Source organism: Tessaracoccus pujii (genome assembly GCF_054483895.1).
In genome coordinates, this window is the sequence record NZ_CM137012.1 from 845,362 (window position 1) to 870,023 (window position 24,662).

The following is a 24,662-nucleotide window of genomic DNA, read 5'->3' on the forward strand; positions in this document are numbered from 1 at the left end:
TCAGGGAGAGCGTCGACCCCGAGCGGCGCCGCGTCGGAGGATCTTGACGGCCTCCTCGAACGCCAGGACGGTCGCACCCGCGGTGAGAGCGAGTGCCCAGTGCTGCCACCCCAGGGCCACCGTTCCGAACGCGTGCTGGAGGAACGGCACGTAGACCACCAGCACCTGGGCGAGCGCGGCCGCGCCCAGCGACAGCCACAGCCAGCCGTTGGTGAAGAGGTGATCGAAGGCGCTGAGGAGATCGGAGCGGCTGTTGAGCGCGTTGAACAGCTGCATGGCCACCAGCGCCGTGAAGGCGGTCGTGCGCGCGGTGGCCAGCTGGGTCCGGGCAGGGGCGAGATGTTCCAGGCCGCCGATCAGGCCACCGGGGAGGGTGAGGTCGAACACCACCAGGCTGAGCACGCCCATCAGCGCGCCGATGAAGACGATGCGCTGCCACATGTGCGCGTCGATGATGCGGTCGTCGTGGCGCCGCGGCGGGCGGGCCATCACGTCGTCGATCTCCGGGTCCACGCCCATGGCCAGCGCCGGGCCGGAATCGGTGACCAGGTTGATCCACAGGATCTGCGTGGCGAGCAGCGGCACGACGGTGGCCGCGGGATCGGCAGGATCCGCCAGGCCGATGAACATGCCCAGCGTCACACCGAGGAACACGGTGGCGATCTCGCCCATGTTGGAACTCAGCAGATAGCGCATGAACTTGCGGATGTTGTCGAAGATCACCCGGCCCTGGCGCACCGCGGCCACGATCGTGGCGTAGTTGTCGTCGCCGAGAATCATCTTCCCGGCCTCCTTGGTGACCTCGGTGCCGGTGATGCCCATCGCCACGCCGATGTCGGCGGACTTCAGGGCGGGGGCGTCGTTGACGCCGTCGCCGGTCATCGCCACGATGTGCCGGTCCGCCTGGAGGGCGTCGACCACCTGGAGCTTGTGCTCCGGGGCCACGCGGGCGTAGACGCGGGCGTGCCGGGTCGCGGCGGCGAGGTCCCCGGCCTCGATGAGGTCCAACTGTTCCCCGGTGACCACCACCGGCTGGTGGCCCTCCTCGGCGATCCCCAGGTCCGCCGCGATGCGGGCGGCCGTGACCGGATGGTCTCCGGTGATCATCACCGTGCGGATGCCGGCCCGGTGGGCTTCGGCGATGGCGGCCGCGGCCTCGCTGCGGGGCGGGTCGATGATGCCGACGATGCCGCCGAACGTGAGGTCGCGCTCGGCGTCCTCGTCGAAGGTGTGGTGCTCGGAGGGGTCCGCGTCGCGCCAGGCCACCGCCAGCGTGCGGTAGCCCTGGCCGCTCAGCTCCACGACGGCGTCAGCGAGCTCCACGCGCCGGGCCTCGGTCAGCGGAACCGCGTCGCCGCCCACCTGTTCGGCGGTGCAGCGCTCCACCAGCACGTCGGGGGCGCCCTTGGCGAAGACCAGGTGCCTGGGGCGATGCGTGGGGTGGCTGGTGAGGACCGACATCATCTTCCGCTCGGAGCTGAACGGCACCTGCGCGGTGCGGGTGTAGCCCTCCGTCGGCTCACCCCCGGTGAGCTTGCGGGCCGCGACGAGGAACGCGGCCTCCGTGGGGTCGCCCTGGATCTGCCAGGCGTCGTCCACCAGGGCCAGCTGCGCGTCGTTGGCCACCGACCCGCCCAGGAGGACGCGGCGGGCCTCGGCGAGGGCAGTGTCGCGGCTTCCGTGGACGGTCACCTCACCCTCGGGCGCGTAGCCGGTACCGCCCAGCACCACTCGCCCGGAGGCGGTGACGATCTCGCGCAGCGTCATCTCATTGCGGGTGAGGGTGCCGGTCTTGTCCGAGCAGATCACCGAGACCGACCCGAGGGTCTCCACGGAATGGAGATCCTTCATGACGGCGTTGCGGCGGGCCATGGCCTGCACGCCGATGGCGAGGACGAGCGAGAGGATGGCGGGGAGTCCCTCGGGGACGGCGGCCACGGCGAGAGAGACGCCCATGAGGAGAATGTCGACCGCGCCGTCGAGGGTGTCGACACGGTTGACCAGTGCGGTGGTCACCATCACGATCACGGCGATGGCCACCACGAGGAGGCCGAGCGTCGTGGAGATCTTCGCGATCTCCACCTGCAGCGGCGAGGGTTCGGCCTCGGTCTCGTCGAGCAGGGTGGCGATCCGGCCCATCTCGGTGGCCATGCCCGTGGTGGTGACGACGGCGCGGCCGACCCCGTGGGCCACGGCGGTGCCCTTGAACACCATGTTGGCGCGGTCGCCGACGAGGGTGGCCTCCTCCAGCGCGGCCGGCGACTTCTCCGCCGCCTCCGACTCGCCGGTGAGGGAGGCCTCCTGGACCCGCAGCGACGACGCGGTGAGCAGCCGCGCGTCGGCGCCGACGGCGTCGCCCTCGGCGAGGACAAGCACGTCGCCGGGGACCAGCTCGGCGGAGGGGACGACGGTGAGGAGGCCGTCGCGCAGAACGGTGGAGCGGGTGGCGGTCATGTCCGCCAACGCGGCGACGGCACGCTCGGCCCGGTTCTCCTGCACGTACCCGATGACGGCGTTGGCCAGCACGATGACCGCGATCACCAGCGCGTCGACCGGCACACCGGTGGCGCCCTCCACCGCCCACGCGACCACGGAGATGACGATGGCGGCGAGGAGCAGGTAGATGAGCGGATCGGCGAACTGTCGCACGAGCCGTCGCCACGCCGGCTCCGGGGGAGTGGAGCGCAGCTCGTTGCGGCCGTAGAGGTCCTGCCGTGCCGCCACCTCGCCGGCGCTGAGGCCCGAGGCGGGGTCGACGCCCAGTGCGAGCGTCACTTCGTCAGCAGGGAGAAGTGTCACGTCGCGCACAGCGTCGGCCATGTGTCCATTGTGTCCCTCCGCCTACCCCCGCCGCTGACTCATGTCGGGGCGGCGGGAACTTCGGCAGGGGTCAGGGGAGGGGGGCCACCGGGTGGCCGTTCTCGGTCAAGCCGCGGTAGCCGGCCAGCATCAAGGCGATCCGGCGGGCTGAGAGCTCCGTGACGTGCAGGGCGACGCCCTCCGGCTCCACCCAGTGGATGGCGCGGATCTCGCGGTCGTCGGTGCCCAGCTCCGCCGCGACCTCCGGGCCCAGCGTCCCGCCGTCGAAGATGAACTCCACCGCGTCGGACCAGCCGAGATAGGGCGGCATCCAGTCCACCAGCAGCGGTTGCCCGAAGGTGACCTCGATGCCCAGCTCCTCCAGGGTCTCGCGCTCCCCTCCGGCGCGCGGCGCCTCGAACGGCTCGACGATGCCGCCGGGCAGTTCCCAGTCCTCCTTGTAGGAGGTCTCCAGCAGCAGCACGCGGCCCTGCTGGTCGCGGAACAGGGCATGCGCGATGACGCGCTTGGTGGGCAGGATCGAATCCAGCACACCGGAGAAGCCGTGCGGGCCGTACACGGTGTCGACGGCGAGGCGCGAGTAGATGAGGATGTCGCGGAACACGCCGGGCTCCGCTTCCACGGCCGCCCTCAGGCGTCCCTCCAGCCGGAAGCCGCAGCGGTGCAGCGCCACCCGGGCGGCGGTGTCCCACTCGGGCAGCTCCACCTGGAGCCGGCGGAGGTCGTGGGCGAGGATGGCGTCGTCGGAGGCCAGCGACAGCGCACGCTGCAGCGTGTCGACGTCGACCTCCTGCTCAGCCCAGCGCAGCGTACCCACGCCGCCGGCGATGTCCACGGACACCTTGAAGTCGCTCACCCGGCCGACCGTACCCGGTGCCCGCCACGGCCACCACCCCGGGTGACCGCAGCGGACTGCGACGGGCTGTTATGCGTTCGTGGCGTCCTCGCCCTGGACCGGTGCCGGGCGCACGGCGGCCTTGGCCTCACGGCGCAGCCAGACGGAGCCGAGCGGCGGGACGGTGACGAGCGCGCGGGCCGGGAAGTGGCCCCAGGGTTCTTCGTGGGCGGTCACCTCACCGAGGTTGCCGAACTCGCCGGACCCGTCGTAGACGGGAGCGTCGGTGTTGAGGATCTCCTCCCACGCACCGGCCTCCGGGAGGCCGATCTCGTAGTCGATCAGCGGCTCGGGGGAGAAGTTCGTCACGCACGCGATGTGGTTGTAGTCCTCGTCGTGGCGCACCCATGCGATGGTGTTGCGGCCCGCGTCGTCGGCGTTGATCCAGCTGAATCCCTTGGGTGAGTTGTCCAGCTCGAACAGTGGGCGGTTGGCGCGGTAGATGTGGTTGAGGTCGCGGAAGAGCCGCTGCAGGCCGCCGTGGCCCCACAGCTCGGTGACCCACCACTCGAGGGACACCGACTCACTGAACTCCGGCCGCTGCCCGAACTCGCAGCCCATGAAGACCAGCTGCTTGCCTGGGAAGCTCCACATGAACGAGTAGTAGGCGCGCAGCGTGGCGAACTTGCGCCAGTCGTCCTGCGGGACCTTGTTGATCATGGAGCCCTTGCCGTGGACCACCTCGTCGTGGCTGATGGGCAGCATGAAGTTCTCGGAGTAGGCGTAGACCATGCCGAAGGTGAGGAGGTTGTGCTCGTACTGGCGGTACACCGGGTCCAGCTGCAGGTACCGCAGCGTGTCGTTCATCCAGCCCATGTTCCACTTGAAGCCGAAGCCGAGGCCGCCCTCGTGGACGGGCTTGGTGACGCCGGCGAAGCTGGTGGACTCCTCGGCGATCATCAGCACGCCCGGCTCACGCTCGTACAGGTGGCGGTTGCAGTAGCTGAGGAAGTCGATGGCGTCGAGGTTCTCGCGGCCGCCGTACTGGTTGGGCACCCATTGACCGTCCTCGCGGGAGTAGTCCAGGTACAGCATGGAGGCGACGGCGTCCACGCGCAGGCCGTCGATGTGGAACTCCTGGATCCAGTACAGCGCGTTGGACACGAGGAAGCTCTTCACCTCGTTGCGTCCGTAGTTGAAGATGTAGGTGCCCCAGTCCTGGTGCTCGCCCTGACGGGGATCCGCGTGCTCGTAGAGCGCGGTGCCGTCGAAGCGGCCCAGTGCCCAGTCGTCCTTGGGGAAGTGCCCGGGCACCCAGTCCATGATGACGCCGATGCCTGCCTGGTGCAGCCTGTCGACGAGGTAGCGCAGGTCGTCGGGCTTGCCGAAGCGCGACGTGGGGGAGAAGTACCCGGAGATCTGGTAGCCCCAGCTGGGCTCGAAGGGGTGCTCAGCCAGCGGCATGAACTCGACGTGGGTGTAGCCCTGCCACTTGACGTAGCTGACCAGCTCCTCCGCCAGATCCAGGTAGCTCTTGCCCTTGCGCCAGCCGCCCAGGTGCACCTCGTAGACGCTCATCGGCTCCGCGTGGGCCTTCGAGGCGCGGCGCTTGGCCAGCCACTCGTCGTCCGACCAGGCGTACTTCGACTCGTAGACGATCGACGCGTTCGCCGGCGCCTGCTCGCTGAACCTGGCCATGGGGTCGACCTTCTCGATCCACTGGCCGTCCTGCGTCTCGATGCGGTACTTGTACAGCGTGCCTTCGCCGAGGCCCTCGATGAACGTGCCCCAGACGCCCGAGCCGGGGATCAGCTCCAGGGCGTCGCCGGTCCACCAGTTGAAGTTTCCGATGACCTGCACGGACTTCGCGTTGGGTGCCCAGACGGCGAATCGGACGCCCGTGACGCTGCCGCGCTCCTCGTCGTCCACCGTGACCACGGTGCTGCCGAGGCGCTTCCACAGCTCGGTGTCGCCACCGCTGTGAAACCCTTCGAAGTCCCAGCCGGTCAGTCCACCGAAGCGGTCGTGCGCCATTTTCTTGACTCCTTCGAAGCGATGTCTGTGCGCGCCAATCTAGCGTGCCGGGGGCCGCTGCGGGTGCGGACGGCCCAGTGCGGGGGATCCCGCCATCAGGGTTACGGGATCGTTATCAACGTGGCCAGGTGCTGCAGCGGCACCGACAGCAGGTGCGGACGGAAGCGCGCCTCGTAGACGGCTTCGTAGCCCGCCTTGTCCGTCTCGTACGCCGCCAGGACCGGGTCCTCCGCGTGCGGATCGAGCCCGTAGCCGCTCAGGAACGCCTCGCGGCACCCGGCCAGCCACTGCGCCGACGCGCCGCCCGCAGCCTGGGCGTAGGCGAAGGAGCGCAGCATGCCGGCCACGTCCCGCAGCGGCGAATCCGGGAGGCGCCGCTCCGCCATGGTCTTGAGGGGTTCCCCCTCGAAGTCCACGTAGCGCCACCGGCCCTCACTGAGCAGCACCTGCCCGAGGTGGCAGTCGCCGTGCACGCGCTGCGCGGGGAGGCGAGCGTCGGAGATGGCGGCGAAGGCCGCGTCGGCGGCCTCCCGGTAGGGGGCCACCTCGGGCACCTCGTCGGCCACGGCGGCGAAGCGTGCGCGGCAGTCCGCTGCCAGTTGCGCGCCGTCGACGGTGCCCGTCGCCAGGCGCTGCGCAAGCACCGTGTGCACGGTGGCGAGCGCCTCCCCCAACGCGCGGGCGTGGTCGGTGAAGTCGCGGCCTTCTCCGGCGTACTCGCAGGCCAGCACGTAACCGTCGGTCGGCTGCGGCAGCGCCTCGAGGAACACGGCAAGATCCGTGCCGTCCCAGGTCCAGGCGCCGTACAGCTCGGCGACCACCCCGGTGCCCGCCAGTGCGGCGTGCAGTTCGACGTCCACGGAGCGCCCCGGCTCCAGGCGGCGGAACACCTTGACCAGCAGCTGGTCGCCGAAGAACACCGACGTGTTGGACTGCTCCCCGGCGTAGCGACGGGCGGTCAGGTTGTTGGCCACCGCCCGGTACCGCTCGAATCCGGGGGCCTCGTCATACAGGGCCCGCAACAGCACGCCGCCCTCGTCGCACGCGTCGATGGGGGCGCCGTCGCGGTAGAGGAGCGGCACGTGGAAGCGCTCGCGGTGCCCGTCGTCGAACTCCACCACGAGCAGCGCGGGGCGCAGCGTCGGACCGGCCCAGGGACCCAGCTCGACGTCCACCGGACGCCCGCCGCGGCCCGAGAACCAACGCGACGACACCGCCAGGTCCCACAGCTGCTGCAGGAGTGCGGAGTCCTCCGAGGTCACTGAGCCACCACGTGGAAGATGTGCGCGGGTTTGCCGGGCCACAGCTGCACCCAGGAACGCTCGCCCCAGACGTACTCCTCGCCGGTCAGCTCGTCGACCACGCGGATGTTCTCCCGGCCCTCCACGCCCAGGGCGGCGAAGTCCAGCATCACGTCCGAGGACACCGTGTTGTCCGGGTCCAGGGAGCACACCACCAGCACGGTGTCCGCGCCGTCGTTCTTGGAGAAGACGATCACCTGATCGTGCGGGGCGTGGTGGAAGTGGATGTCGCGCAGCTGCTGCAGAGACGGGTGCGCCTCGCGGATCTCGTTGAGCTTGCCGAGCAGCAGGTTGAGGTTGGGCTGGGCGGTGAAGTCGCGTGGCCGGTACTCGTACTTCTCGGAGTTGAGGTACTCCTCCCTGCCCGGGGCCAGCGCCTCGTGCTCGAACAGCTCGAAGCCGGAGTAGATGCCCCACGTGGGCGCGAGTGTCGCGGCGAGGATGGCGCGGATGGAGAACGCCGCCGGGTTGCCGGACTGCAGGTGGAACGGGTTGATGTCCGGGGTGGTGACGAAGAAGTTGGGTCGGTAGAACGACGCCATCTCCTGCGACAGCTCGGTGAGGTACTCGGTGAGCTCCCACTTCTGGGTGCGCCACGTGAAGTAGGTGTAGCTCTGCTGGAAGCCCACCTTCCCGAGGGCCGCCATCATCTGCGGCTTGGTGAACGCCTCGGCCAGGAAGATGACCTCAGGGTTGGTCTCGTGCACCTTCGACATCAGCCAGTCCCAGAACTCGACCGGCTTGGTGTGCGGGTTGTCGATGCGGAAGATCGAGACGCCGTGGTCGATCCAGAACCGCACGATCCGCAGCACCTCGTGGTAGATGCCCACGGGGTCGTTGTCGAAGTTGATCGGGTAGATGTCCTGGTACTTCTTCGGGGGGTTCTCCGCGTAGGCGATGGTGCCGTCGAGACGCGTGGTGAACCACTCCGGGTGCTCCACCACCCACGGGTGGTCCGGCGAGGCCTGCAGCGCGAAGTCCAGTGCCACCTCCAGCCCCAGCGAACGGGCCTTGGAGACGAAGGCGTCGAAGTCCTCGAAGTCGCCCAGATCAGGGTGGATGGCGTCGTGGCCGCCGTCGGGCGAGCCGATGGCCCACGGCGAGCCCGGGTCCTCCGGGCCAGGCTCCAGGCTGTTGTTCTTGCCCTTGCGGAACGCGGTGCCGATGGGGTGGATGGGCGGCAGGTACACCACGTGGAAGCCCATCGCGGCGGCGGCCTCGAGGCGCTCGTGCGAGGAGTTGAACGTGCCGGAGTGCCAGTGCCCGTCGTCGTCCACCCAGGCGCCCTGCGAGCGGGGGAAGAACTCGTACCACGAGGAGTACAGCGCCCGGCGGCGCTCCACGCGGATGGGGAACTCGGCCGTGGGGGAGACGAATTCGCGCGGGCCGAAGCGGGCCATGGCACGCGTGATGGGGGCCGAGGTGATGAGCTCCAGGACCTCCTCGACGTCCGTGTACCCGGTCAGGGTCTCCGCGGCGCCGCGCAACAGGCTGGCCGCGCCCGGGACGCGCATGGCCTCCGCCTGCTGGGCGGAGCGGGTCAGAAGCTCGCGCCCCTCCATGCACACCAGGTCCACGTCCATGGCGACGGGGAGCTTCGCCTCGGCGTTGTGCCGCCACGTGCCCCACGGGTCGCTCCAGCCCTCGACGCGGAAGGTCCAGTCGCCCTCGGCGGCCATCCGAACGTAGGCCTGCCAGATGTCGAGGCCCTGTGGGTCGACCTGCTTCATGTCGACGCGGCGCTGCGTGCCACCCGGCGAGGTGAGGATGACGGAGGCGTTCACCGCGTCATGGCCCTCCCGGAACACGTTGGCCTGGATGAGGATGCGTTCGTGAACCACGGCCTTGACCGGATACACACCGCCTTCGATGGTGGGGGTCACGCCGGTCACCGGGATGCGGCCGAAGCCGCCGTCGGTCCGAACGATGCGCTTGAGGGTCATGGCTGGGATATCCGCACTCACGGGCGTCAGCCTAGCCGGACCGCCCCCAGGCCGCACCGTTCAGGACAGCAGGTCCAGCGACGACGGCTCGGCCTCGGCCTGCAGCGCCAGCAGCTCGCGGGCGCTCATGGGCACCTGCACCCGCATCACGACGACGGACCGCGCCGGCATGGTCAGCTCCGCCAGGGCCGGGAGGACGCCGTCGGGCACCTCGTCGGCATCCGCGCTGTGCCACACCACCTCGTAGCCGTAGCCCCAGGGGATGGTGGGGAGCGTGAGCGGCAGGGGTTCGGCGGACGAGTTGAACCAGGTGAGGAACGCCTCCGTCTCGTTGGAGACGTACATGCCCAACAGCCGGCGAGCACCGTCGTGCCAGGCGTCGTGGCTCATCTCGCCGAACTGGCCGTCCATCCACGTGAGGTCCACGCGCTGCAGGTTCTCGCCGTCGTCGTTGATGATCTCGGTGTGGTACGCGAAGTCCACCGGCCGCAGGACCGTGTGGGACTGTCGCAGCTTGATCAGCGCCGCGATCCGGCTCTGCACCTCGAGCCACTCGAACGGGATGTCCCAGCTCACCCAGGACAGAGGCGAGTCCTGGCAGTAGGCGTTGTTGTTGCCCTTCTGCGTGCGGCCGAACTCGTCGCCTGCCGTGATCATCGGGGTGCCGGCGGCCAGCAGCTGGGTGGCCATCAGGTTGAGCACCTGGCGGCGGCGCAGCGCGTTGATCCCGGGGTCCTCCGTCTCACCCTCCCAGCCGTGGTTCCAGGAGCGGTTGTTGTCCGAGCCGTCGCGGTTGGCCTCGCCGTTGTCCAGGTTGTGCTTGACGTCGTAGCTCACCAGGTCACGCATCGTGAACCCGTCGTGGGCGGTGACGAAGTTGATGCTGGACTGCGGCGAGCGGCCGGGCTCGTCGAAGATGTCCGGCGATCCCGCGAGCCGGGTGGCCAGCTCCTGAACGCCGTGCACGGCGCCGCGCCAGTAGTCGCGGATGTGGTCGCGGAAGCGGTCGTTCCACTCGTACCAGCCGGGACCCCAGGCGCCCACCTGGTAGCCGTACGGGCCGATGTCCCACGGCTCGGTGATCATCTTGACGCCGGTGAACGCGTGATCCGCGGCCACCAGAGCCTTGAACGCGTGGTTGTGGTCCACGTGGTGGTGCTCGTCGCGGATCATCGTGGTGGCCAGGTCGAAGCGGAAGCCGTCCACCCCCATCTCGGTGACCCAGTAGCGCATCGAGTCCAGCACCAGCTGCAGCACCATCGGGTGCGAGGTGTTGACCGAGTTGCCGCAGCCGGTGACGTCGTAGTCGTCGCGGCGGTCGTTGGTGAGGCGGTAGTAGGCGTCGTGGTCCAGGCCGCGCATCGACAGCGTGGGGCCCTCGTGGCCGCCCTCTCCGGTGTGGTTGTACACCACGTCGAGGATTACCTCGATGCCCGCCTCGTGCAGGGCGGAGACCATCTGCTTGAAGTCCGCCACCTGGTTGCCGACGGTGCCGCGGGTGGCGTAGTAGGCGTGCGGGGCGAAGAAGCCCAGCGTGTTGTAGCCCCAGAAGTTGCGCAGGCCCTTCGTCGCGACGAAGGGCTCGGACACGAAGTGGTGCACCGGCAGCAGCTCGACGGCCGTGATCCCCAGGCCGGTGAGGTACTCGATGACGGAGGGGTCCGCCAGCGCCAGGTAGGAGCCACGCAGGTGCTCGGGCACCTGGGGGTGGAGCTTGGTGAAGCCGCGCAGGTGCGCCTCGTAGATGATGGTCTCCGACATGGGCCGCCGGCGCGCGATGGGCGTGGGCGGCGGGGTGTCGGCCACGACGACGCTGAGCGGGACGGCACCGAACGAATCCGACGGCGAGATGGAGAACGGGTTGCCGGGGATGTGATCCAGGATGGGGCCGCGGAAGTCCACGCCTCCGCTGATGGCGCGGGCGTAGGGATCCAGCAGGAGGCGGGCCGGGTTGAAGCGGCTGCCCGAGGACGGGTCCCACGGGCCGTGTACGCGGTAACCGTAGTGCTGCTCGGCGTCGACGCGCGGCACCTCGACGGTCCAGATCCCGTGCTCGTCGCGCGTCATGTCGATGTTGTGCTGCTGGTTGAGCGGATCGATGAGCGCCAGTTCGACCCCGGAGGCGCGTGGGGCCCAGAGGCCGAAGCGGACGCCATGGGGGGTGATGCGTGCGCCGAGGGCGCTCGTATCAGGCGTGGTGGGTGGGGTCATCGTCAGCTTCCGCGGGGTTCACAGGGGGCAGCGCCCTATTGTGCCACTTTCTGGACCAAAACCCCACTTCGCTGGGGGGTTTGCCGAGGGTGCGGCGTGGCTAGCATGGACGCTGCGCCCGCCGTCGCCGGGGCGCCTGAATGCAGAAGAGGTCCGTTGTGGAGTCCGCCTATCTCGACCACGCCGCCACCACGCCGTTGCGACCGCAGGCCCTGGACGCGTTCGTCTCGGCTGCGGGTGTGCACGGCAACGCGTCGTCGCTGCATCGGCCGGGGCAGCGGGCCCGGGCTCGGCTGGAGGAGGCGCGGGAGGAACTCGCCGCGGCCGTGGGGGCCCACCCGACAGAGGTCATCTTCACCTCAGGCGGCTCGGAGGCGGACACGATCGCGGTGGTGGGGGGCTGGGAGGCGGGTCGGTCGCGGGGACGGTCGCGGTGCCTGGTGTCGGCCGTGGAGCATCCGGCGGTGCTCGGTGCCGTGAAGCGGGGGGCGGAGGTGCTCCCGGTGACCGGCGAGGGCGTCGTGTCCCTGGATGCCGCTTCGGCAATGCTGGATGCCGCGGTTGCGGTGGTGTCCGTCATGGCGGTGAACAACGAGACGGGCGTTCTTCAGCCGGTGTCTGCCGTCGCGGAACTGGCGGCGGCTGTGGGGGCGTGGACGCACTCCGACGCGGTGCAGGCGTTGGGGCACGTGCCGGTGGACTTCTCGTCGAGTGGCCTGGATCTGATGAGCCTGTCGGCGCACAAGATCGGCGGGCCGGTGGGCATCGGCGCGCTGCTGGCGCGGCGCTCGGTGGTACCCGCGGCGGTCGGTCTGGGGGGAGGGCAGGAGCGCGATGTGAGGTCCGGTACCCAGCCGGTGGCGCTGGCGGCGGCGTTCGCGCGGGCGGCGAGTGTCGCGGTGGGGGAGTTGGGGGCTGAAGTGTCGCGGCTTTCGGCGCTGCGTGATCGCGTGGCGGAGGCATGCGTCTTGGCTGGTGGTCGGGTGAACAGTCGGCCTGACGGGGCGCCGCACATCGTCAATGCGACGTTCGACGGGGTGCGGGCGGATGACCTGTTGTTCCTGCTGGACCAGCGAGGCGTGCACGCGTCCGTGGGGAGCGCGTGCCGCGCGGGGGTGCACCAGCCGAGCGAGGTGCTGCTGGCGATGGGGCGGACGGCCGACGAGGCGACGCAGTCGTTGCGGTTCTCTCTGGGCTGGACCACGACGACATCCGACATCTCACGGCTGGTGGAGGTCCTCCCGGAGGCCTTGAGCGTCGCCCGCTCCGCATTCTGACCCCTTGCTCGCTCCCTGAGGAGGCCGGCGTCGCGAAGCGACCGGCGGCTGTCTCGAAGGGTCGTGACGAAACCCGCCCGCTCACTGGACCCAGTGGTGGGTGCCGGGAGCCATGACACGAGGCACGGGCGGCCCGTGCCCACCGTCGGCCTGATCGCGGCGCGTTGCACCCGGTGCGAGTAGTTGAGGCCGCCCGTGCCTCGTGTCATGTCTCCCGGCACTCGTAGTCCTATGGCACGGCTGGCTTCGGGTGCGTGCCGTCAGAGCGGCCCTGGCACGAGTCTGCTCAGGCGGGTTCCTTCTGCTGCCACCAGGGCTGGGCATCCCTGCGCGCAGCCGCCCTGCCGCCCCCCACCCTCCGCAGCTCGCTGACGAGAGCCCGCAGAGCAACGCGGGTGGTCCCTTCCCGATCCCTGAGGAGAGTCGCCCGCGGAGCGGCGCGGCTCGTCTCGAAGGGTCGTGACGCACCACTCGCGCAGACCTGCCCTGCGGTGGCGCCAGTGAGCGGGCTGCGTGGGCCGCTGGGGACGGTGCGCAGCGCCCGGCGTCGAGCTGGAGGTCTACGCTGCCCTCCATGGACCCAGCCGATCAGCGCATCCGCAACCTCGCCGTCGGTCTGCCCGTCCGTGACGGGTGCGTCCTTGTGCAGGAGTTCGATGGCAGCCAGGGTGAGCGCCCCTTCGTGCGCGCCATCGGTGGGGGAATCGAGTTCGGTGAGCGAGCCGCCGACGCCCTGAGGCGTGAGTTCCTGGAGGAGCTGGGAGTGGTGGTCACTGGGGAGTCGCTACTCACCGTTACGGAAAACATCTTCAGCTTTCTCGGCCGGGCTGGACACGAGGTGGTTCACATCTTCGCAGTGGAGTGTCCGGGCCTCGAGGCGTGGCCGCTCGATGCTCGGGTAAAAGTGATCGACGATGAGAGCGTCGTCGCCTGGCATCGGCTGGACGCCCTCGGCGAGGCCGGCCTACCGTTCTATCCAGACGGCGCGCTGGACGCCGCGCGGTCCCTTTAGGGGATGGGCGACGCGCGCGCAGGGTGCTCAACACGCCTTCACGCCTTTCGGCCGCGGTGCCGGTAGCGCGCAGGGACGCTCAGGTGGCGAGGGTGAGCAGGGACAAGGGCGGGGTTCGGTCCGGCAGCAGATCCCATGCCGGGTCGTCGCGGGGTGGGTCATCTCCACGGAGTAGAACGGGTGGGGCAGGTCCGCGGGCTGGGCGGGGAGCCGAGATCCTGGTGGTGCCCTGGGAGGTGACGAGGTACTCGTAGCCGGCAGGAGAGCGCCAATGGAACTGGCCCGGCTCCGGCTGGGTGAGCCGCCAACCGCCGTGGGTCTTCGCGCGATGGGTGAAACGACAGAGCGGCCCGAGGTTGTCCGGCGACGTCTGGCCGCGAGGTCCGCCGTCGACGAAGGGCCGGGTGTGGTCCGCGTCGCAGCCGCGCGCAATCCGGGTGCCGAAGGGAAAGACATCCACCGGATTCCGCACCTCCATGGCCAGGCGCATGAGGCCCGTGGGGTTGTAGTGGTCCACGGCGGGGATCGAGTTGGGGTCCAGGACGGGGCGCACGATTACGCGGGAATCGGCAAGCAGTTCCCGGAGACGATCGGTGGGGAGACAGCCCCAGCGATCGACGCGGGCGATGCCGGTGGCCGAACCGTCGGGCAACAATTCCAGACCGGGAGTGGGGTCTCCGGTGAGCCAAGGATCCGAGCCGGTGATGTGGACGAACAACTGATGGGTGGGCAGGATGTCCTGCCCGAAAGTGCGTCGGGCGAGTTCCCCGACCGCCGCGGCGCGGCGGGTTTGGAGATCTGCCTTGGCGAGGGCTTCCGTGGAGAGGTCTGCCAGGAGCGGGTGTGCCGGATCGAGGTGGGCAGGCATCGCCTTGGCGATCTCATTGATGGCCTGATCAAATGCGAGTGCGTCGGCCGGGGCGAGGCGTCCCCAGATCTCGATGTGACCGTCCCGGATCTGGTTGAGCACGACCTTTCGCTCGGTGCGATGCCGGGCTTCGGCGTCAGCAGCGGTCTGGGGATCCGCGGCAAGGATCCAGCCATCGAGATTCCGCAGGACCCGGGCCCAAGGCATCAGTGCCAGGGCGTGCGCGAGCTTGCGGTCCAGCAGCGCGACGGCGGCGGCGCTGAGGTGCTGGGCCCGGCCGGCTGCGTCGGCTGCCTGCCACCAGCGCACCCGCCCGGCGAGCACCGCCTCCCAGAGAGCGGGGTGGCGGTGGCGCACATTGAGTACGTCTGCGATTCGACCCATCGCCGACAGCGGGGAGAGGCCCAGGAGCGCACCGATTTCCAACGAGAGGAACTCGCCGATGCTGGGGGTGCCGTCCGCGCCGGGCTGGATCAGGTCCTCCATTCCGACCTGGACTGCGTCGTCGTCGATGCGGTACACGTCCATGAGGTGCGCGATGGCGATCACCTCGGCGATCTCCGCTGCGATGAGGTGCCGGTGGGCGTGGTCGAGCGCGGCATATCCCTCGGCCACCGTGACCGGGACCAGGGGGGCAGGCGCGCTTTCAAGCATGACCCAAGATTATCGACCACACAGACCATTTCCAGCCGAGGATCGTAGGCTGTGGATAAGTCCGACGGGCTCGCTCGGTAGAGTGGAGCATTGCCGAGCAGAGGAGCCAGAAGTGCGGGTGTTGGTGGCCATGTCGGGCGGGGTGGACTCCGCCGTCGCCGCCGCGCGCCTCGTCGCCGCCGGGCATGACGTGACAGGGGTGCACCTCGCGCTCTCCAAGAACCCCGCGTCCTACAGGTCCGGCGCACGCGGCTGCTGTTCGTTGGAGGATTCGCACGATGCCAGGCGGGTGGCGGACAAGCTGGACATCCCGTTCTACGTGTGGGACTTCGCCGAGGAGTTCCATGAGGCCGTCGTCGACGACTTCATCGCCGAGTACCGCGCCGGCCGCACGCCGAATCCCTGCTTGCGCTGCAACGAGAAGATCAAGTTCGCGGCAGTGCTGGATCGCGGCGTGGCTCTGGGATTCGACGCCGTGGCCACCGGTCACTACGCCGACCTGCGGCGCCACGACGACGGTACGGTCTCGCTGCACCGCGCGGCGGATGCGGCCAAGGACCAGTCCTACGTGCTGGGGATGCTCACGCAGGAGCAACTCGCCCGGTGCCTGTTCCCCCTCAACGACGTAGAGAAGCCGGTGGTGCGCGCCGAGGCGCAGGCACTCGGGTTGGGTGTGGCGAAGAAGCCCGATAGCCACGACATCTGCTTCATCGCCGACGGTGACACGCAGGGATTCCTCGGCCGATACCTCGACGATGCACCGGGTCCGATCGTCGACGCCCAAGGGGCGCTGCTGGGGGAGCACCGGGGGACGCACCGCTACACCGTCGGGCAACGCAAGGGACTGGACCTGCGGGTTCCGGCGCCGTCGGGGGAGCCCCGCTACGTGCTGCGCATCGAGCCGGTGGCCAACACCGTCGTGGTGGGCGCCAGGGAGGACCTGGCGGTCACGCACCTCAGCGGCATCCGTGCCACATGGACCGGGCAACCCGTTCGGGGGCCATGGCGGGGGCAGGCGCAGTACCGGGCACACGGCGTGCCGCAGGACGCGACGATCTCGGCCACCGACGGAGGGCTCACGGTGCGCCTGGACGAACCTGGGCACGGCGTCGCGCCCGGACAGACCGTCGTCGTGTACGACGGCGACCGCGTGGTGGGCAGCGCCGTGATCGCCGAGGCACTCAGATGCTGATCACCGCCGCGGGCTCCCTGCCTGGCACCGATTTCCGCGGCGCGCTGAGCGCCATGGCGCAGGCGCTGCCGGAGGTGTTGCCGCTGCCGGAACTGCCGGGCCGCGGGGTCGGGTCGGACATGATCGGGCGGGCGCTGGGGCTCGTCTCCGGTCTCGGGTTCGACATGCAGCCTGCCGGATGGCGGCTCTCGCCGCACTCAGGTGCCGAGCATCGCGCGGCCCGCGCCCAGTGGCGACGCGACCTCGACGACACCGAGGAACTCCTTCAGGGGTTCGACGGTGTGCTCAAGGTGGCCGTCGCGGGGCCATGGACGCTCGCGTCCTCCGTCGAGCGACCCATGGGGGACCGTCTCCTCGCCGACCACGGGGCCCGGCGCGAACTGGCGCAGGCCTTGGTGGAGGGGGTGGCGGGACTGCGGGCGGAAGTGTCGCGGCGGGTTCCGGGCGCCACGCTGTGGCTGCAGGTGGACGAGCCTTCGATGATGGCGGTGGCGGAGGGGCGCGTGCCCACGGCGAGCGGATTCTCCCGGCATCGGCGGGTGGACCCGCCCGGAATCGTGGAGACACTCCGTCCGCTGGCCGACGGCGCGTGGCTGCACTGCTGTGCGCCGGGCCGCTGGCTGGACCTGGCGCGGCGAGCGGGTTTCGCCGGGGTCTCCGTGGATGCTGCCTTGGTGGATCTGGATGAGTTGGCTCAGTGGCGCGACGAGGGTCGCGGGTTGATCCTCGGGGTCGTCGACACGGCGCGCGCGCTGCAGAGCACCGACGACCTCGTCCGCGCCGCGCTCAAGGTGCTGCGAGCGATCCGGGTGGACTCGTTCGATGGGTTGCTCCTCGGCACTGCGTGCGGGATGGGCGGGTGGCGGCGTGAGGACGTGGTCCCGCAGTTGGAGTCGCTGCGGAAGGCCGCTGAGCTGGTGGAGGAGTCGCTTACGCGGGGCTGACTCTCGAAGCTCGCCTAAGCTGGGACCGTGCGCATCTTCTCCGACCTCAACCTCAACGGTGACACCCCCGTGCGGGCGCAGGTGGGTCGCGGCTCCTGGGGGCCGACGGGGGTGCCCAGTACGAGGTGGAAGAAGATTCAGCGCATCCTGATCCCGTTCGTCGTGGTCGCCATCGCGGTTGGGCTCTTCTTCCTTGGCCGGATGTTCTACCTGATTCTCACCGGGGCGTGAGGGTCGGCCGTCACCAGCCGAGGAGGTTGGCGGCAGCGGGGGCGACGAGGACGCCCAGCACCATGAAGGGTCCGAAGGCTATCTCCGCATCCCGCTTGATTCTCCTGGTGGCGAGCAGGAGGCCGCTGATCACTGCCATGAGGATGAATGCGGCTCCCAACCCGAGGAGCGCTGTCCCTAGTCCGAACCAGCCGAGTGCGGCCCCGGTGGTGAGTCCCAGCTTCACGTCACCCAGGCCGAATCCGTCGGGGTTGATGTAGGCCAGCGCGAAGAGCACTGCGGCGGTCAGCAGTGAGCCGAGCACCGCCTCGCCAAGCCGCCGCCACTCCCCGGAAGCGGACATTGAGGGAAGGAAAAGTGCGAAGAAGAGCGGCACGGGAGCGAGAGTGATCAGATCTGGCAGGCGGTGCTCTGCCAGATCGACCGCTATGCCTGTGCCCCAGGCGATGGCGGCCACTGTGAACGGCAATGCCTCCCAACCCGTGGTGGATACCAGGGCCCAGAGCTGAACCAGTGCGGCCGCGGCTCCGGCCCACCACCACTTCGCGGCGCGAGAGAGCTGTCGGGTGAGGAACGCGGCTAAGACCGCAGCGATGAAGACGCCCGCTGCTGCGAGAAGTGGGCTCATCCTCCGAGTGCTGGGAACAGCGTTTCCATCATGGAGATCACCGCCGGACCCAGAATGGCGATGAAGATGACGGGGAGGATGCAGAGGATGAGAGGGAAGACCACCTTGACCGGAATCTCCATGGCCTTGCGTTCGGCTCTCTGGCGTCTGGCGATTCGCATCTCGTCGGCTTGTGCGTTGAGCACGTCGGCCAAAGGGATTCCGTAGGATTCAGCTTGAATGACCGTGCGGACGAAGCGTCGCAATGGGACAGAGCCCGTCCGCTGAGCCAGGTCCTCATACGCGTTGCGCCTGGTCTGTCCAACTTGGATGTCCTGCATAGTGCGGACCAACTCCTGCGCCAACACTCCAGTACCGTTGCGGGCCACGCGCAGCATCGCCGCATCGAAGCCCAACCCAGCCTGAACGGCGATGCTCATCTGGTCCAGGGTGTCAGCGAGTTCGAGGTCGATCTGCTCGCGTCGCTTCTGATAAGTGTTCAGCAGAAGCAGATCGGGAAGGAAGAAGGTTCCAATCGTGAGCGCGATCCCGAAGAGCAGGACGAGGGAAGACCGTCCTCCCATCCACAGAAGAAACATGAGCACCGCAACCAGGACAGTGCCCAGCACCTTGATGGACAACAGCTGGTCGACCGTCCAGCCCCCGGGGAACCCAGCCTTGGCGAGTGCCTGCTCCAGCCTGCCCCTCCTCGTCGGGGAATCGATGAGCTGAGCGACCCGCAGGTTGCCCTGCTGAGTCCGGGGAGTGGCTCCTCGCGTTGCGGTTCCGCGCTGAAGATTCTCGAGCGCGCGGGACCTCACCTGGTCCGGTCCCGCGGCGAGCAACCAGACAAGTGCGCCTAGCCCGGTGGCGAAGGCGACTATTGCCAGCGTCAGTGATGTCATGGGTGAATTCAGAACTTGATCTGGACGGTCTTGTGTAGCCAGAAACTGCCGACGGTCAGCAGAACCCCGGCAGCGCCCAGCATCAGCCAGCCAACTGGATGGGTGAACAGGAGTGACAGGTAGGTGGGGTTCATGAACATCAGGAGCCCAACAATCACGAAGGGCAGCGCTACGAGGATGATCGCGGACAGTCGACCCTCTGCGCTGAGCGACGCCACTTGGCGCCGGAGTTGGGCCCGCTCCCGGATGGTGTGTGCAACACCGTCGAGGACGTCGGCCAGGTTTCCCCCCACCTCCCTGTTGATGGCCACAGCCTGCGCAATCCACGCGAAATCATCGCTGCGCATCCGAGTGGCCGTCTGATTCATGGCCTCCCACAGGGGCCTTCCCACCCGGAGCTCGTTGGTGATCCGGGTGAACTCCTCAGCCGTTGGTGACGCGGCTTCTCGCCCGACGGTTGCCATCGCCTGGGTGAATGAGTATCCAGACCGCAAGCTGCCACCCAGCATCTGAGCCGTCTCATCCAACTGAAGCGAAAAGGCCGTTCTCCTGCGCTCCGTCTTGATGTAGATCACGCCGACGACCGCCAGCGGGATGACGAGTACGAGGAAGAGGCCGAGGAACGGGCGGCCTAGGACCAACCCAAGGGCCAGCACCACGATTTCGGCGCACAGCACGAGCACCACCATCTGGGCCGCCGGCATCCGGATCCCGGCGACATCCAGCCGCTCTGCCAGGGACAGGCTTCGGGAGGCGAGGATCCGGTCAACCCCTCGGGTGGCGGCGTCGGCCACCCCGGCAAATGCTGTGCGTCGGGTGGCAGCAGTAGGCCTGCGGCGGTGCAGCGGCACCTCGCGTGCATTGGGGCGTAACAGCAACCACATCAGGATGGCGAAGGCGATGCCCGCGAGGATGGAGGCTATCGAGAGCAGGGAGGGCATGTGGATCAGCGCATCCGGATGTCTGCGCCGAACACGCGCGGGGACAGGGCGATCCCGAGGTCAGCGAAACGATCGGTGAACTGAGGGCGGACGCCGGTGGGCACGACATGCCCGAGGAAGCGCCCGTCGCGGTCGACTCCGGCAGAGTAGTCAAAGAGGAATACATCCTGCATGGTCACCGTCGGGCCCTCCATACCGTGAACCTCGGTGACCGCGACGATGCGTCGGGTGCCGTCGCGGAGACGCCCGAGTTGGATGATGAGGTCGATGGAGCTGGCCACCTGCTCGCGAATGGCACGAAGCGGAAGCTCCATTCCGGCCATCAATACCAGGGTCTCCAGGCGCGAGAGGGCATCGCGGGGTGAGTTCGCGTGGATGGTGGAGAGCGATCCGTCGTGGCCGGTGTTCATGGCCTGAAGCATGTCCAGGGCTTCAGCCCCGCGGACCTCGCCGACAATGATGCGGTCCGGCCTCATGCGCAGGGCGTTGCGGACAAGGTCCCGGATCGAAATCTCGCCCTTTCCCTCGATGTTCGGTGGACGCGACTCGAGCCGCACGATGTGCTCCTGTTGAAGCTGAAGCTCCACCGCGTCCTCGATGGAGATGATGCGCTCCCCTTGGGGAATGAACGATGACACCACGTTGAGCAGGGTCGTCTTGCCGGTGCCGGTGCCACCGGAGATGATGATGTTGAGCCGTGCCTTCACACAAGCCGACAAGAGCTCCGCGATCTCAGGCGACATGGTGCCCAGGCGGATCAGGTCCGGAACGGTCAGCGCGTCGTGGCTGAACTTGCGGATCGTCAAGGTGGAGCCGCTGAACGCCAGGGGGGGAATGATGGCGTTGACACGTGAGCCATCTTCCAGGCGCGCGTCCACCAGCGGTGACGCCTCATCGATGCGACGGCCAATCTTGCCGACGATGCGGTCGATGATCTGACGCAGATGCGTCTCGTCCCGAAACGTCACGTCTGAGCGGTAGAGGCGCCCTCCATGCTCGACGTAGACATTGTGCGGACCGTTCACCATCACCTCGGTCACCGACGGATCTGCCAGCAGGCCCTGGATGGGTCCGAGTCCGAGCACATCGGATTGGACCTCCTCGATCAGGCGCCTACGCTCCACGCCCGTCATCGCCAGATTCTGACCCTCGATCACCGCGGTCAGTTCCTGCTGCACCAACTGCTGTAGTTGCTCGTCGGTGAGTGATGAGTCGGCCAGACGCGTGCCCAAACGCTCGTAGAGAGTGGTGGTTGTCTTCTCCTTGAGCGCCCGCATGGCGTCTTGCGCGGGCGACCCTGGATTCGCGCGGGCTGCCAGGGATGCCGCCGGCACCGCCTCACGCTGAGCCCGAGCGGTCGGCAGGGGTGGGGTGCCTACTGGCACCTGCACCTGGTGTGGCGTCGAGGCCACCGATGGCGAACCTTTGGTGGGCGGAAGTGGAGCGGCCTGCGGTTGCGGGACTGCGGTGGTGGCGCCCGGCGCATCTGGCGGCGTCACATCGCCGCGTGCGGCCCTCAGTCGGTCAGCGAGCCCCATCTGCAGGGCCCTTCGCCTTGCCGCCGAAGAGGCGGCCCTTCGAGTTCTCAGGCGCAGTCTTCGCGATGCGATCGACGAGTGTCGCCAACTGCCGCGTCAGCGGGTCCCTGCCCCCGCTCTGCAACAAAGGGATTCCCTGATTGACGGAGATGGGGACGACCTTGGAGGTGGGCAGCGCGACGTCGACCCGCGCGTTGATGGTGGCTTCCACGTCAGCGACAGTGATCCCGCGGGAGTTGTCGGCGAAGTTGAGGACGACGTGACGCGACTCAAGCAGCAGCGCCAGTTGGCTCAGGGTCTCGATCTCCTTGCGGAGCCCCCTGACGCCAGGCACATCAAGCCCGGTGACCAGCACCAGTTCACCGGTCTGATCCAAGGCGGCCAGAGTGTGCTCGGACAATCCAGGCGAGGTATCGACGACGACGTACGCGAACGACTGGGCAAGAGTTCGGAGCAGCGCGGTCACATCGTCCACCGTGACCGAGTCAGCAGCTGCCGGGGACTCAGATCCGGGGACGACCCAGAGGCCGCTCTCGTGCCGCGTGAGGTATGTCTTCAGCGCAAGTGCGTCACCGCTCACAGCGGGACGCACGGTATCGGGAAGCGAATATGTCGGATTCAGGTTCAGCGCGCTGGCCACATCCCCGAAGTGGAGATCCAGGTCCACGAGCACGACGGTCTCCGGAAACCGCTGCGCCAATCCCACCGCAATGTTCGTGGCGACGGTCGTTTTGCCAACCCCGCCCTTGGGGGAGGCGATGGTGACGATCAGCCCGCTCTTGACCGGCTGGGCCCGCGCAGACACAGCAACACGCCTATTGCGAGCGATGATGTCGCGGAACTCCACGGCCTGTGCGTCGGGCGCAATCATGTCCTTGACCCCGGCTCGCATCGCAGGCAGGGCCAGTCCCGTCGGGTCGGAGGTGACCAGAACGACAGCAAGTCCGAAGCGCTCCTTCGCCCAGTGCGCGACGGCTAGTGCGCCCTGCGGATCCTGGTCAGCCTCGAGGAGAACGAGTTCGGGAGCAGGAGTCGCACCCATAGTGCGTGCCAGCGCATCCGGATCCCGGAGTTCTCCGCCCACCAGGCTCGTGACCTGGCCGCCGGTGGCAATGGTGACCTGGTCGACCACGTACGGGGCGCGCGCGACGAGAAGAATGGCGCTCATGAGGCCACGTTCTCGAGCGTGACCTGCTTCGTGCCCTCGACCAGTGAGGTTTCGCGCTCGAGAGTCAGCCACATGGACGCATGCTCGGCCACCCACACGATGCGCTCGGCATCAATCGCTGTAACGGCGAACGTGATGAACTGCGAACCGTCCGGAGGAGCGTTCTCCCCTGCCTCCTCGTCCGGCTGAAGACCCTGCACGCGAGCGACCAACGCTCGATGAAGAATTGTCTCTGTGCTGGCCGGTTCACCGGTCGACATCACAACGCCGACGGTGTCGCCCGCCTTCAGCCGCCCTCCGATCACCCGCTCCGGCGAGAGAACGACCGTGACCTGGACAAAGTTTGGGGGCAAGACAACTTGATCATTCGTTAGATCCTCGACGGCCACGAAGCGCTCGGGAAGCAACTGCTCTCCAGGATATAGCGTGGTCGAGGTGACTAAATCGGCGATAGTCGTTACGTCGGTCAAGGCGCCCGAGGCGACAGACAAGGCCGGCAAGTCTCTCACCTCAACATTCGTGCCAAGGCCGGCCGCCGAGCCGACGGGGATCTGCTCAGTGACCACGAGAACGCTCGTGGGCTGCAATTTGTCGAGCGCACGTTGATCGGCGCCTCGGACGTACGAGGCAACAAGAACGCCTCCCACCAGGGTGAGTAGCGCAGCGACGATGGCAGCGAACACGCGTCGATTCATGGGCAAGATCTCGAATCTGTAGGCCGGGCTTATCCGGTCAGTTGGACAGCCTGCGACCCATTGTCGCTGCCGCCAATGAAGGCATCGAGAGAGACGCGAGCTAGGAAGGTTCCCGTGATGAAGGGCCCCAACTCCGGCTTACCCGGAGGGGGGTTCGGGTTGCAGCTGACACCATCCGGTCCGAACCAAGGCCGCTTGCTATTGTCGATCAGACAATAACTCTCAACCCGAATGTGCGCGAATGCGACAAGTCTGAAGTACCCGCTGTCCCCTTGCGCTGCAGCATGCTCATACAACGGAAGAAGCACCTCTTCGCCCACGAGGTCGTCCAGAACATCGTCACAGCCATACAGCTTGTCTGATGTTGGACCGGAGACTCCTGTGTCGCCCGGAACCATTCCCAGGACGGATGACACTTCGCAGTCTCCGCCCTTGGCTACATCCAGCCAGCCAAAGCCGCCAGGAATGATGTGTGGCCCCGAGGTATCGGCTGGGCAACCATCGTCATCGGTATTCGGAGCCTCTGTCTTGTCGTTCCTATTGCTGAGGACGTAGAGTGTGACGTCCTCCCCCGAATCAAGCCACTTCTTGGTGACCACGCAGTCAGAAGCAGTCAACGGTAGAACGAACGCCTCAGTGATTCCACCCCACGACGCAGTTGCGGATGCGCTCATCGCAGAACTGTTCTGGCCGATGACGGGAGCGAACCAATGCTGTCGCTCGGAGGCCAAAGCAACAGTGACGGACTTTTCTGTCTCCGTGATGGTGTATTCAATAGAAACCACCTCCACCTCGGTGGCGATAGCATCCCTTTTGTTCCCGAAGGCGAGAGTTTCAGCTTCGGTCCATTCTGAAGATGAAACGTCCACCGACTTGCCCGATACGCAATTGGCCGCCTCCGCGCAACTCTGCGCCAACGCCAAAGCAGCAGCGTCGGCCCCGTTCTGGAGTTCCTTGCGATCCATCCACAGGGCTCCTAGGTCAACGGCCAAGGCGGTAAAACCGATTAGCACCACCATGAGAGTGGCTACCATGACAGCGACCGCCCCGCGTTGCGTCCTCAACCTCCGCATCGCATCTCTCCAATCCCCTCTGCCTTCATCTTGGAACCGGTGAAGAATCCGGTTAGAGAGTCATAGTCGTATGCAACTGCGACGGTGATTGCTTGTCCAGGCTGGCATAAACCTTCCCCGTCGAGTGCAGCGGGGTGCGCGACCGCAGAGGCGGGGTGGTCCGTGAATGTCGTGTTTGCAAAGGTGGCTGCAGCTACAATCTCTCCGTCTTCAGCCACCCTGGAGATCGCAGCTGCTCTCGCGCCCTCTCGCGCGGCTCCGGCCGCTGCAGCATTCAGGAAGAAGTAATAGCCGAATTCAAGGATGCCGAGTAGAAGCACCAAGAGAACGGGGAGGACAAGGGCGAACTCCACAGCAGCGGCACCGGTGCTTCCGCCACGAGTTCGGTTGTCTTCCCCGTTCAGATGCACTGG

General features: G+C 67.8%; 20 protein-coding genes. 5 read left to right on the forward strand and 15 right to left on the reverse strand.

Annotated features, from left to right (window positions below):
• From ACX1D0_RS04145 to glgX, 6 genes are all read right to left on the reverse strand, one after another.
• Nucleotides 1-2,820, reverse strand: a complete 2,820-nt coding sequence (locus tag ACX1D0_RS04145; RefSeq protein ID WP_459019630.1) for a cation-translocating P-type ATPase — start codon at nucleotides 2,818-2,820, stop codon at nucleotides 1-3.
• Nucleotides 2,821-2,890: 70 nt separating this feature from the next.
• Nucleotides 2,891-3,676, reverse strand: coding sequence for an NUDIX hydrolase (locus tag ACX1D0_RS04150; protein ID WP_459019631.1), 786 nt, complete (start codon nucleotides 3,674-3,676; stop codon nucleotides 2,891-2,893).
• Nucleotides 3,677-3,745: 69 nt separating this feature from the next.
• Nucleotides 3,746-5,689: a 1,4-alpha-glucan branching protein GlgB gene (gene glgB / locus ACX1D0_RS04155; protein WP_459019632.1), complete on the reverse strand. Its 1,944-nt coding sequence runs from the start codon at nucleotides 5,687-5,689 to the stop codon at nucleotides 3,746-3,748.
• Between the two features lie 101 nt (nucleotides 5,690-5,790).
• A complete protein-coding gene (locus ACX1D0_RS04160) occupies nucleotides 5,791-6,951 on the reverse strand; it encodes a phosphotransferase (RefSeq protein WP_459019633.1) in 1,161 nt (386 codons plus the stop codon).
• On the reverse strand, nucleotides 6,948-8,933 hold the full coding sequence (locus ACX1D0_RS04165) for an alpha-1,4-glucan--maltose-1-phosphate maltosyltransferase (RefSeq protein WP_459020382.1): 1,986 nt from the start codon (nucleotides 8,931-8,933) through the stop codon (nucleotides 6,948-6,950). Before ACX1D0_RS04165 ends, ACX1D0_RS04160 begins: the two co-directional genes overlap by 4 nt.
• 60 nt (nucleotides 8,934-8,993) lie before the next feature.
• Entirely contained in the window at nucleotides 8,994-11,150 is a 2,157-nt protein-coding gene (glgX, locus tag ACX1D0_RS04170) for a glycogen debranching protein GlgX (protein WP_459020383.1), read from the reverse strand.
• Nucleotides 11,151-11,284: 134 nt separating this feature from the next.
• On the opposite strand from glgX, the gene ACX1D0_RS04175 reads away from it, so the two are divergent.
• The gene (locus tag ACX1D0_RS04175) at nucleotides 11,285-12,421 is read left to right on the forward strand and encodes a cysteine desulfurase family protein (RefSeq protein ID WP_459019634.1); all 1,137 of its coding nucleotides are present in this window, start codon (nucleotides 11,285-11,287) and stop codon (nucleotides 12,419-12,421) included.
• Nucleotides 12,422-12,995: 574 nt separating this feature from the next.
• Nucleotides 12,996-13,433, forward strand: a complete 438-nt coding sequence (locus ACX1D0_RS04180; RefSeq protein WP_459019635.1) for an NUDIX domain-containing protein — start codon at nucleotides 12,996-12,998, stop codon at nucleotides 13,431-13,433.
• A gap of 79 nt (nucleotides 13,434-13,512) precedes the next feature.
• On the opposite strand, the gene ACX1D0_RS04185 is transcribed toward ACX1D0_RS04180, so the two are convergent.
• A complete protein-coding gene (locus ACX1D0_RS04185; protein ID WP_459019636.1) occupies nucleotides 13,513-14,955 on the reverse strand; it encodes an HNH endonuclease signature motif containing protein in 1,443 nt (480 codons plus the stop codon).
• Nucleotides 14,956-15,067: 112 nt separating this feature from the next.
• Here ACX1D0_RS04185 and mnmA point away from each other — a divergent pair, with 112 nt between their 5' ends.
• The 3 genes from mnmA to ACX1D0_RS04200 are packed head-to-tail and all read left to right on the forward strand — an operon-like array spanning nucleotide 15,068 to nucleotide 17,322.
• Nucleotides 15,068-16,147, forward strand: a complete 1,080-nt coding sequence (gene mnmA, locus ACX1D0_RS04190) for a tRNA 2-thiouridine(34) synthase MnmA (protein WP_459019637.1) — start codon at nucleotides 15,068-15,070, stop codon at nucleotides 16,145-16,147.
• Nucleotides 16,141-17,091 carry a uroporphyrinogen decarboxylase/cobalamine-independent methonine synthase family protein gene (locus ACX1D0_RS04195; RefSeq protein WP_459019638.1) on the forward strand — a complete coding sequence of 317 codons (951 nt, stop codon included), beginning with the start codon at nucleotides 16,141-16,143 and terminating at the stop codon, nucleotides 17,089-17,091. The genes mnmA and ACX1D0_RS04195 overlap by 7 nt, the downstream gene beginning before the upstream one ends.
• A gap of 27 nt (nucleotides 17,092-17,118) precedes the next feature.
• Nucleotides 17,119-17,322: a hypothetical protein gene (locus tag ACX1D0_RS04200; RefSeq protein ID WP_459019639.1), complete on the forward strand. Its 204-nt coding sequence runs from the start codon at nucleotides 17,119-17,121 to the stop codon at nucleotides 17,320-17,322.
• 10 nt (nucleotides 17,323-17,332) lie between these two features.
• Here ACX1D0_RS04200 and ACX1D0_RS04205 read toward each other — a convergent pair whose 3' ends face one another.
• From ACX1D0_RS04205 to ACX1D0_RS04240, 8 genes are read right to left on the reverse strand one after another with little or no spacing between them, the layout of a single operon-like run.
• A complete protein-coding gene (locus ACX1D0_RS04205) occupies nucleotides 17,333-17,950 on the reverse strand; it encodes a prepilin peptidase (RefSeq protein ID WP_459019640.1) in 618 nt (205 codons plus the stop codon).
• Complete coding sequence (locus tag ACX1D0_RS04210; RefSeq protein ID WP_459019641.1) at nucleotides 17,947-18,834, reverse strand: type II secretion system F family protein; 888 nt, start codon at nucleotides 18,832-18,834, stop codon at nucleotides 17,947-17,949. The genes ACX1D0_RS04205 and ACX1D0_RS04210 overlap by 4 nt, the downstream gene beginning before the upstream one ends.
• Nucleotides 18,835-18,842: 8 nt before the next feature.
• On the reverse strand, nucleotides 18,843-19,775 hold the full coding sequence (locus tag ACX1D0_RS04215; protein ID WP_459019642.1) for a type II secretion system F family protein: 933 nt from the start codon (nucleotides 19,773-19,775) through the stop codon (nucleotides 18,843-18,845).
• A 5-nt stretch (nucleotides 19,776-19,780) separates the two neighbouring features.
• Nucleotides 19,781-21,313, reverse strand: coding sequence for a TadA family conjugal transfer-associated ATPase (locus ACX1D0_RS04220; RefSeq protein ID WP_459019643.1), 1,533 nt, complete (start codon nucleotides 21,311-21,313; stop codon nucleotides 19,781-19,783).
• Nucleotides 21,300-22,445, reverse strand: a complete 1,146-nt coding sequence (locus tag ACX1D0_RS04225) for a CpaE/TadZ family protein (protein ID WP_459019644.1) — start codon at nucleotides 22,443-22,445, stop codon at nucleotides 21,300-21,302. Before ACX1D0_RS04225 ends, ACX1D0_RS04220 begins: the two co-directional genes overlap by 14 nt.
• Before the next feature lie 32 nt (nucleotides 22,446-22,477).
• Nucleotides 22,478-23,164, reverse strand: a complete 687-nt coding sequence (locus ACX1D0_RS04230) for a Flp pilus assembly protein CpaB (protein ID WP_459019645.1) — start codon at nucleotides 23,162-23,164, stop codon at nucleotides 22,478-22,480.
• 41 nt (nucleotides 23,165-23,205) lie between these two features.
• Complete coding sequence (locus ACX1D0_RS04235) at nucleotides 23,206-24,249, reverse strand: pilus assembly protein TadG-related protein (RefSeq protein ID WP_459019646.1); 1,044 nt, start codon at nucleotides 24,247-24,249, stop codon at nucleotides 23,206-23,208.
• Entirely contained in the window at nucleotides 24,237-24,602 is a 366-nt protein-coding gene (locus tag ACX1D0_RS04240) for a TadE/TadG family type IV pilus assembly protein (protein ID WP_459019647.1), read from the reverse strand. The genes ACX1D0_RS04235 and ACX1D0_RS04240 overlap by 13 nt, the downstream gene beginning before the upstream one ends.
• Nucleotides 24,603-24,662: the final 60 nt, after the last annotated feature.

What these genes read in the sequence shown, in the direction of transcription:
- ACX1D0_RS04185 (WP_459019636.1), bottom strand. Translation starts at nt 14,955, where the DNA reads ATGCTTGAAAGCGCGCCTGCCCCCCTGGTCCCGGTCACGGTGGCCGAG.
- ACX1D0_RS04220 (WP_459019643.1), bottom strand. Translation starts at nt 21,313, where the DNA reads ATGGGGCTCGCTGACCGACTGAGGGCCGCACGCGGCGATGTGACGCCG.
- ACX1D0_RS04235 (WP_459019646.1), bottom strand. Translation starts at nt 24,249, where the DNA reads ATGCGGAGGTTGAGGACGCAACGCGGGGCGGTCGCTGTCATGGTAGCC.
- ACX1D0_RS04205 (WP_459019640.1), bottom strand. Translation starts at nt 17,950, where the DNA reads ATGAGCCCACTTCTCGCAGCAGCGGGCGTCTTCATCGCTGCGGTCTTA.
- glgB (WP_459019632.1), bottom strand. Translation starts at nt 5,689, where the DNA reads ATGGCGCACGACCGCTTCGGTGGACTGACCGGCTGGGACTTCGAAGGG.
- ACX1D0_RS04210 (WP_459019641.1), bottom strand. Translation starts at nt 18,834, where the DNA reads ATGACATCACTGACGCTGGCAATAGTCGCCTTCGCCACCGGGCTAGGC.
- ACX1D0_RS04145 (WP_459019630.1), bottom strand. Translation starts at nt 2,820, where the DNA reads ATGGCCGACGCTGTGCGCGACGTGACACTTCTCCCTGCTGACGAAGTG.
- ACX1D0_RS04215 (WP_459019642.1), bottom strand. Translation starts at nt 19,775, where the DNA reads ATGCCCTCCCTGCTCTCGATAGCCTCCATCCTCGCGGGCATCGCCTTC.
- ACX1D0_RS04175 (WP_459019634.1), top strand. Translation starts at nt 11,285, where the DNA reads ATGCAGAAGAGGTCCGTTGTGGAGTCCGCCTATCTCGACCACGCCGCC.
- ACX1D0_RS04180 (WP_459019635.1), top strand. Translation starts at nt 12,996, where the DNA reads ATGGACCCAGCCGATCAGCGCATCCGCAACCTCGCCGTCGGTCTGCCC.
- ACX1D0_RS04165 (WP_459020382.1), bottom strand. Translation starts at nt 8,933, where the DNA reads ATGACCCTCAAGCGCATCGTTCGGACCGACGGCGGCTTCGGCCGCATC.
- ACX1D0_RS04195 (WP_459019638.1), top strand. Translation starts at nt 16,141, where the DNA reads ATGCTGATCACCGCCGCGGGCTCCCTGCCTGGCACCGATTTCCGCGGC.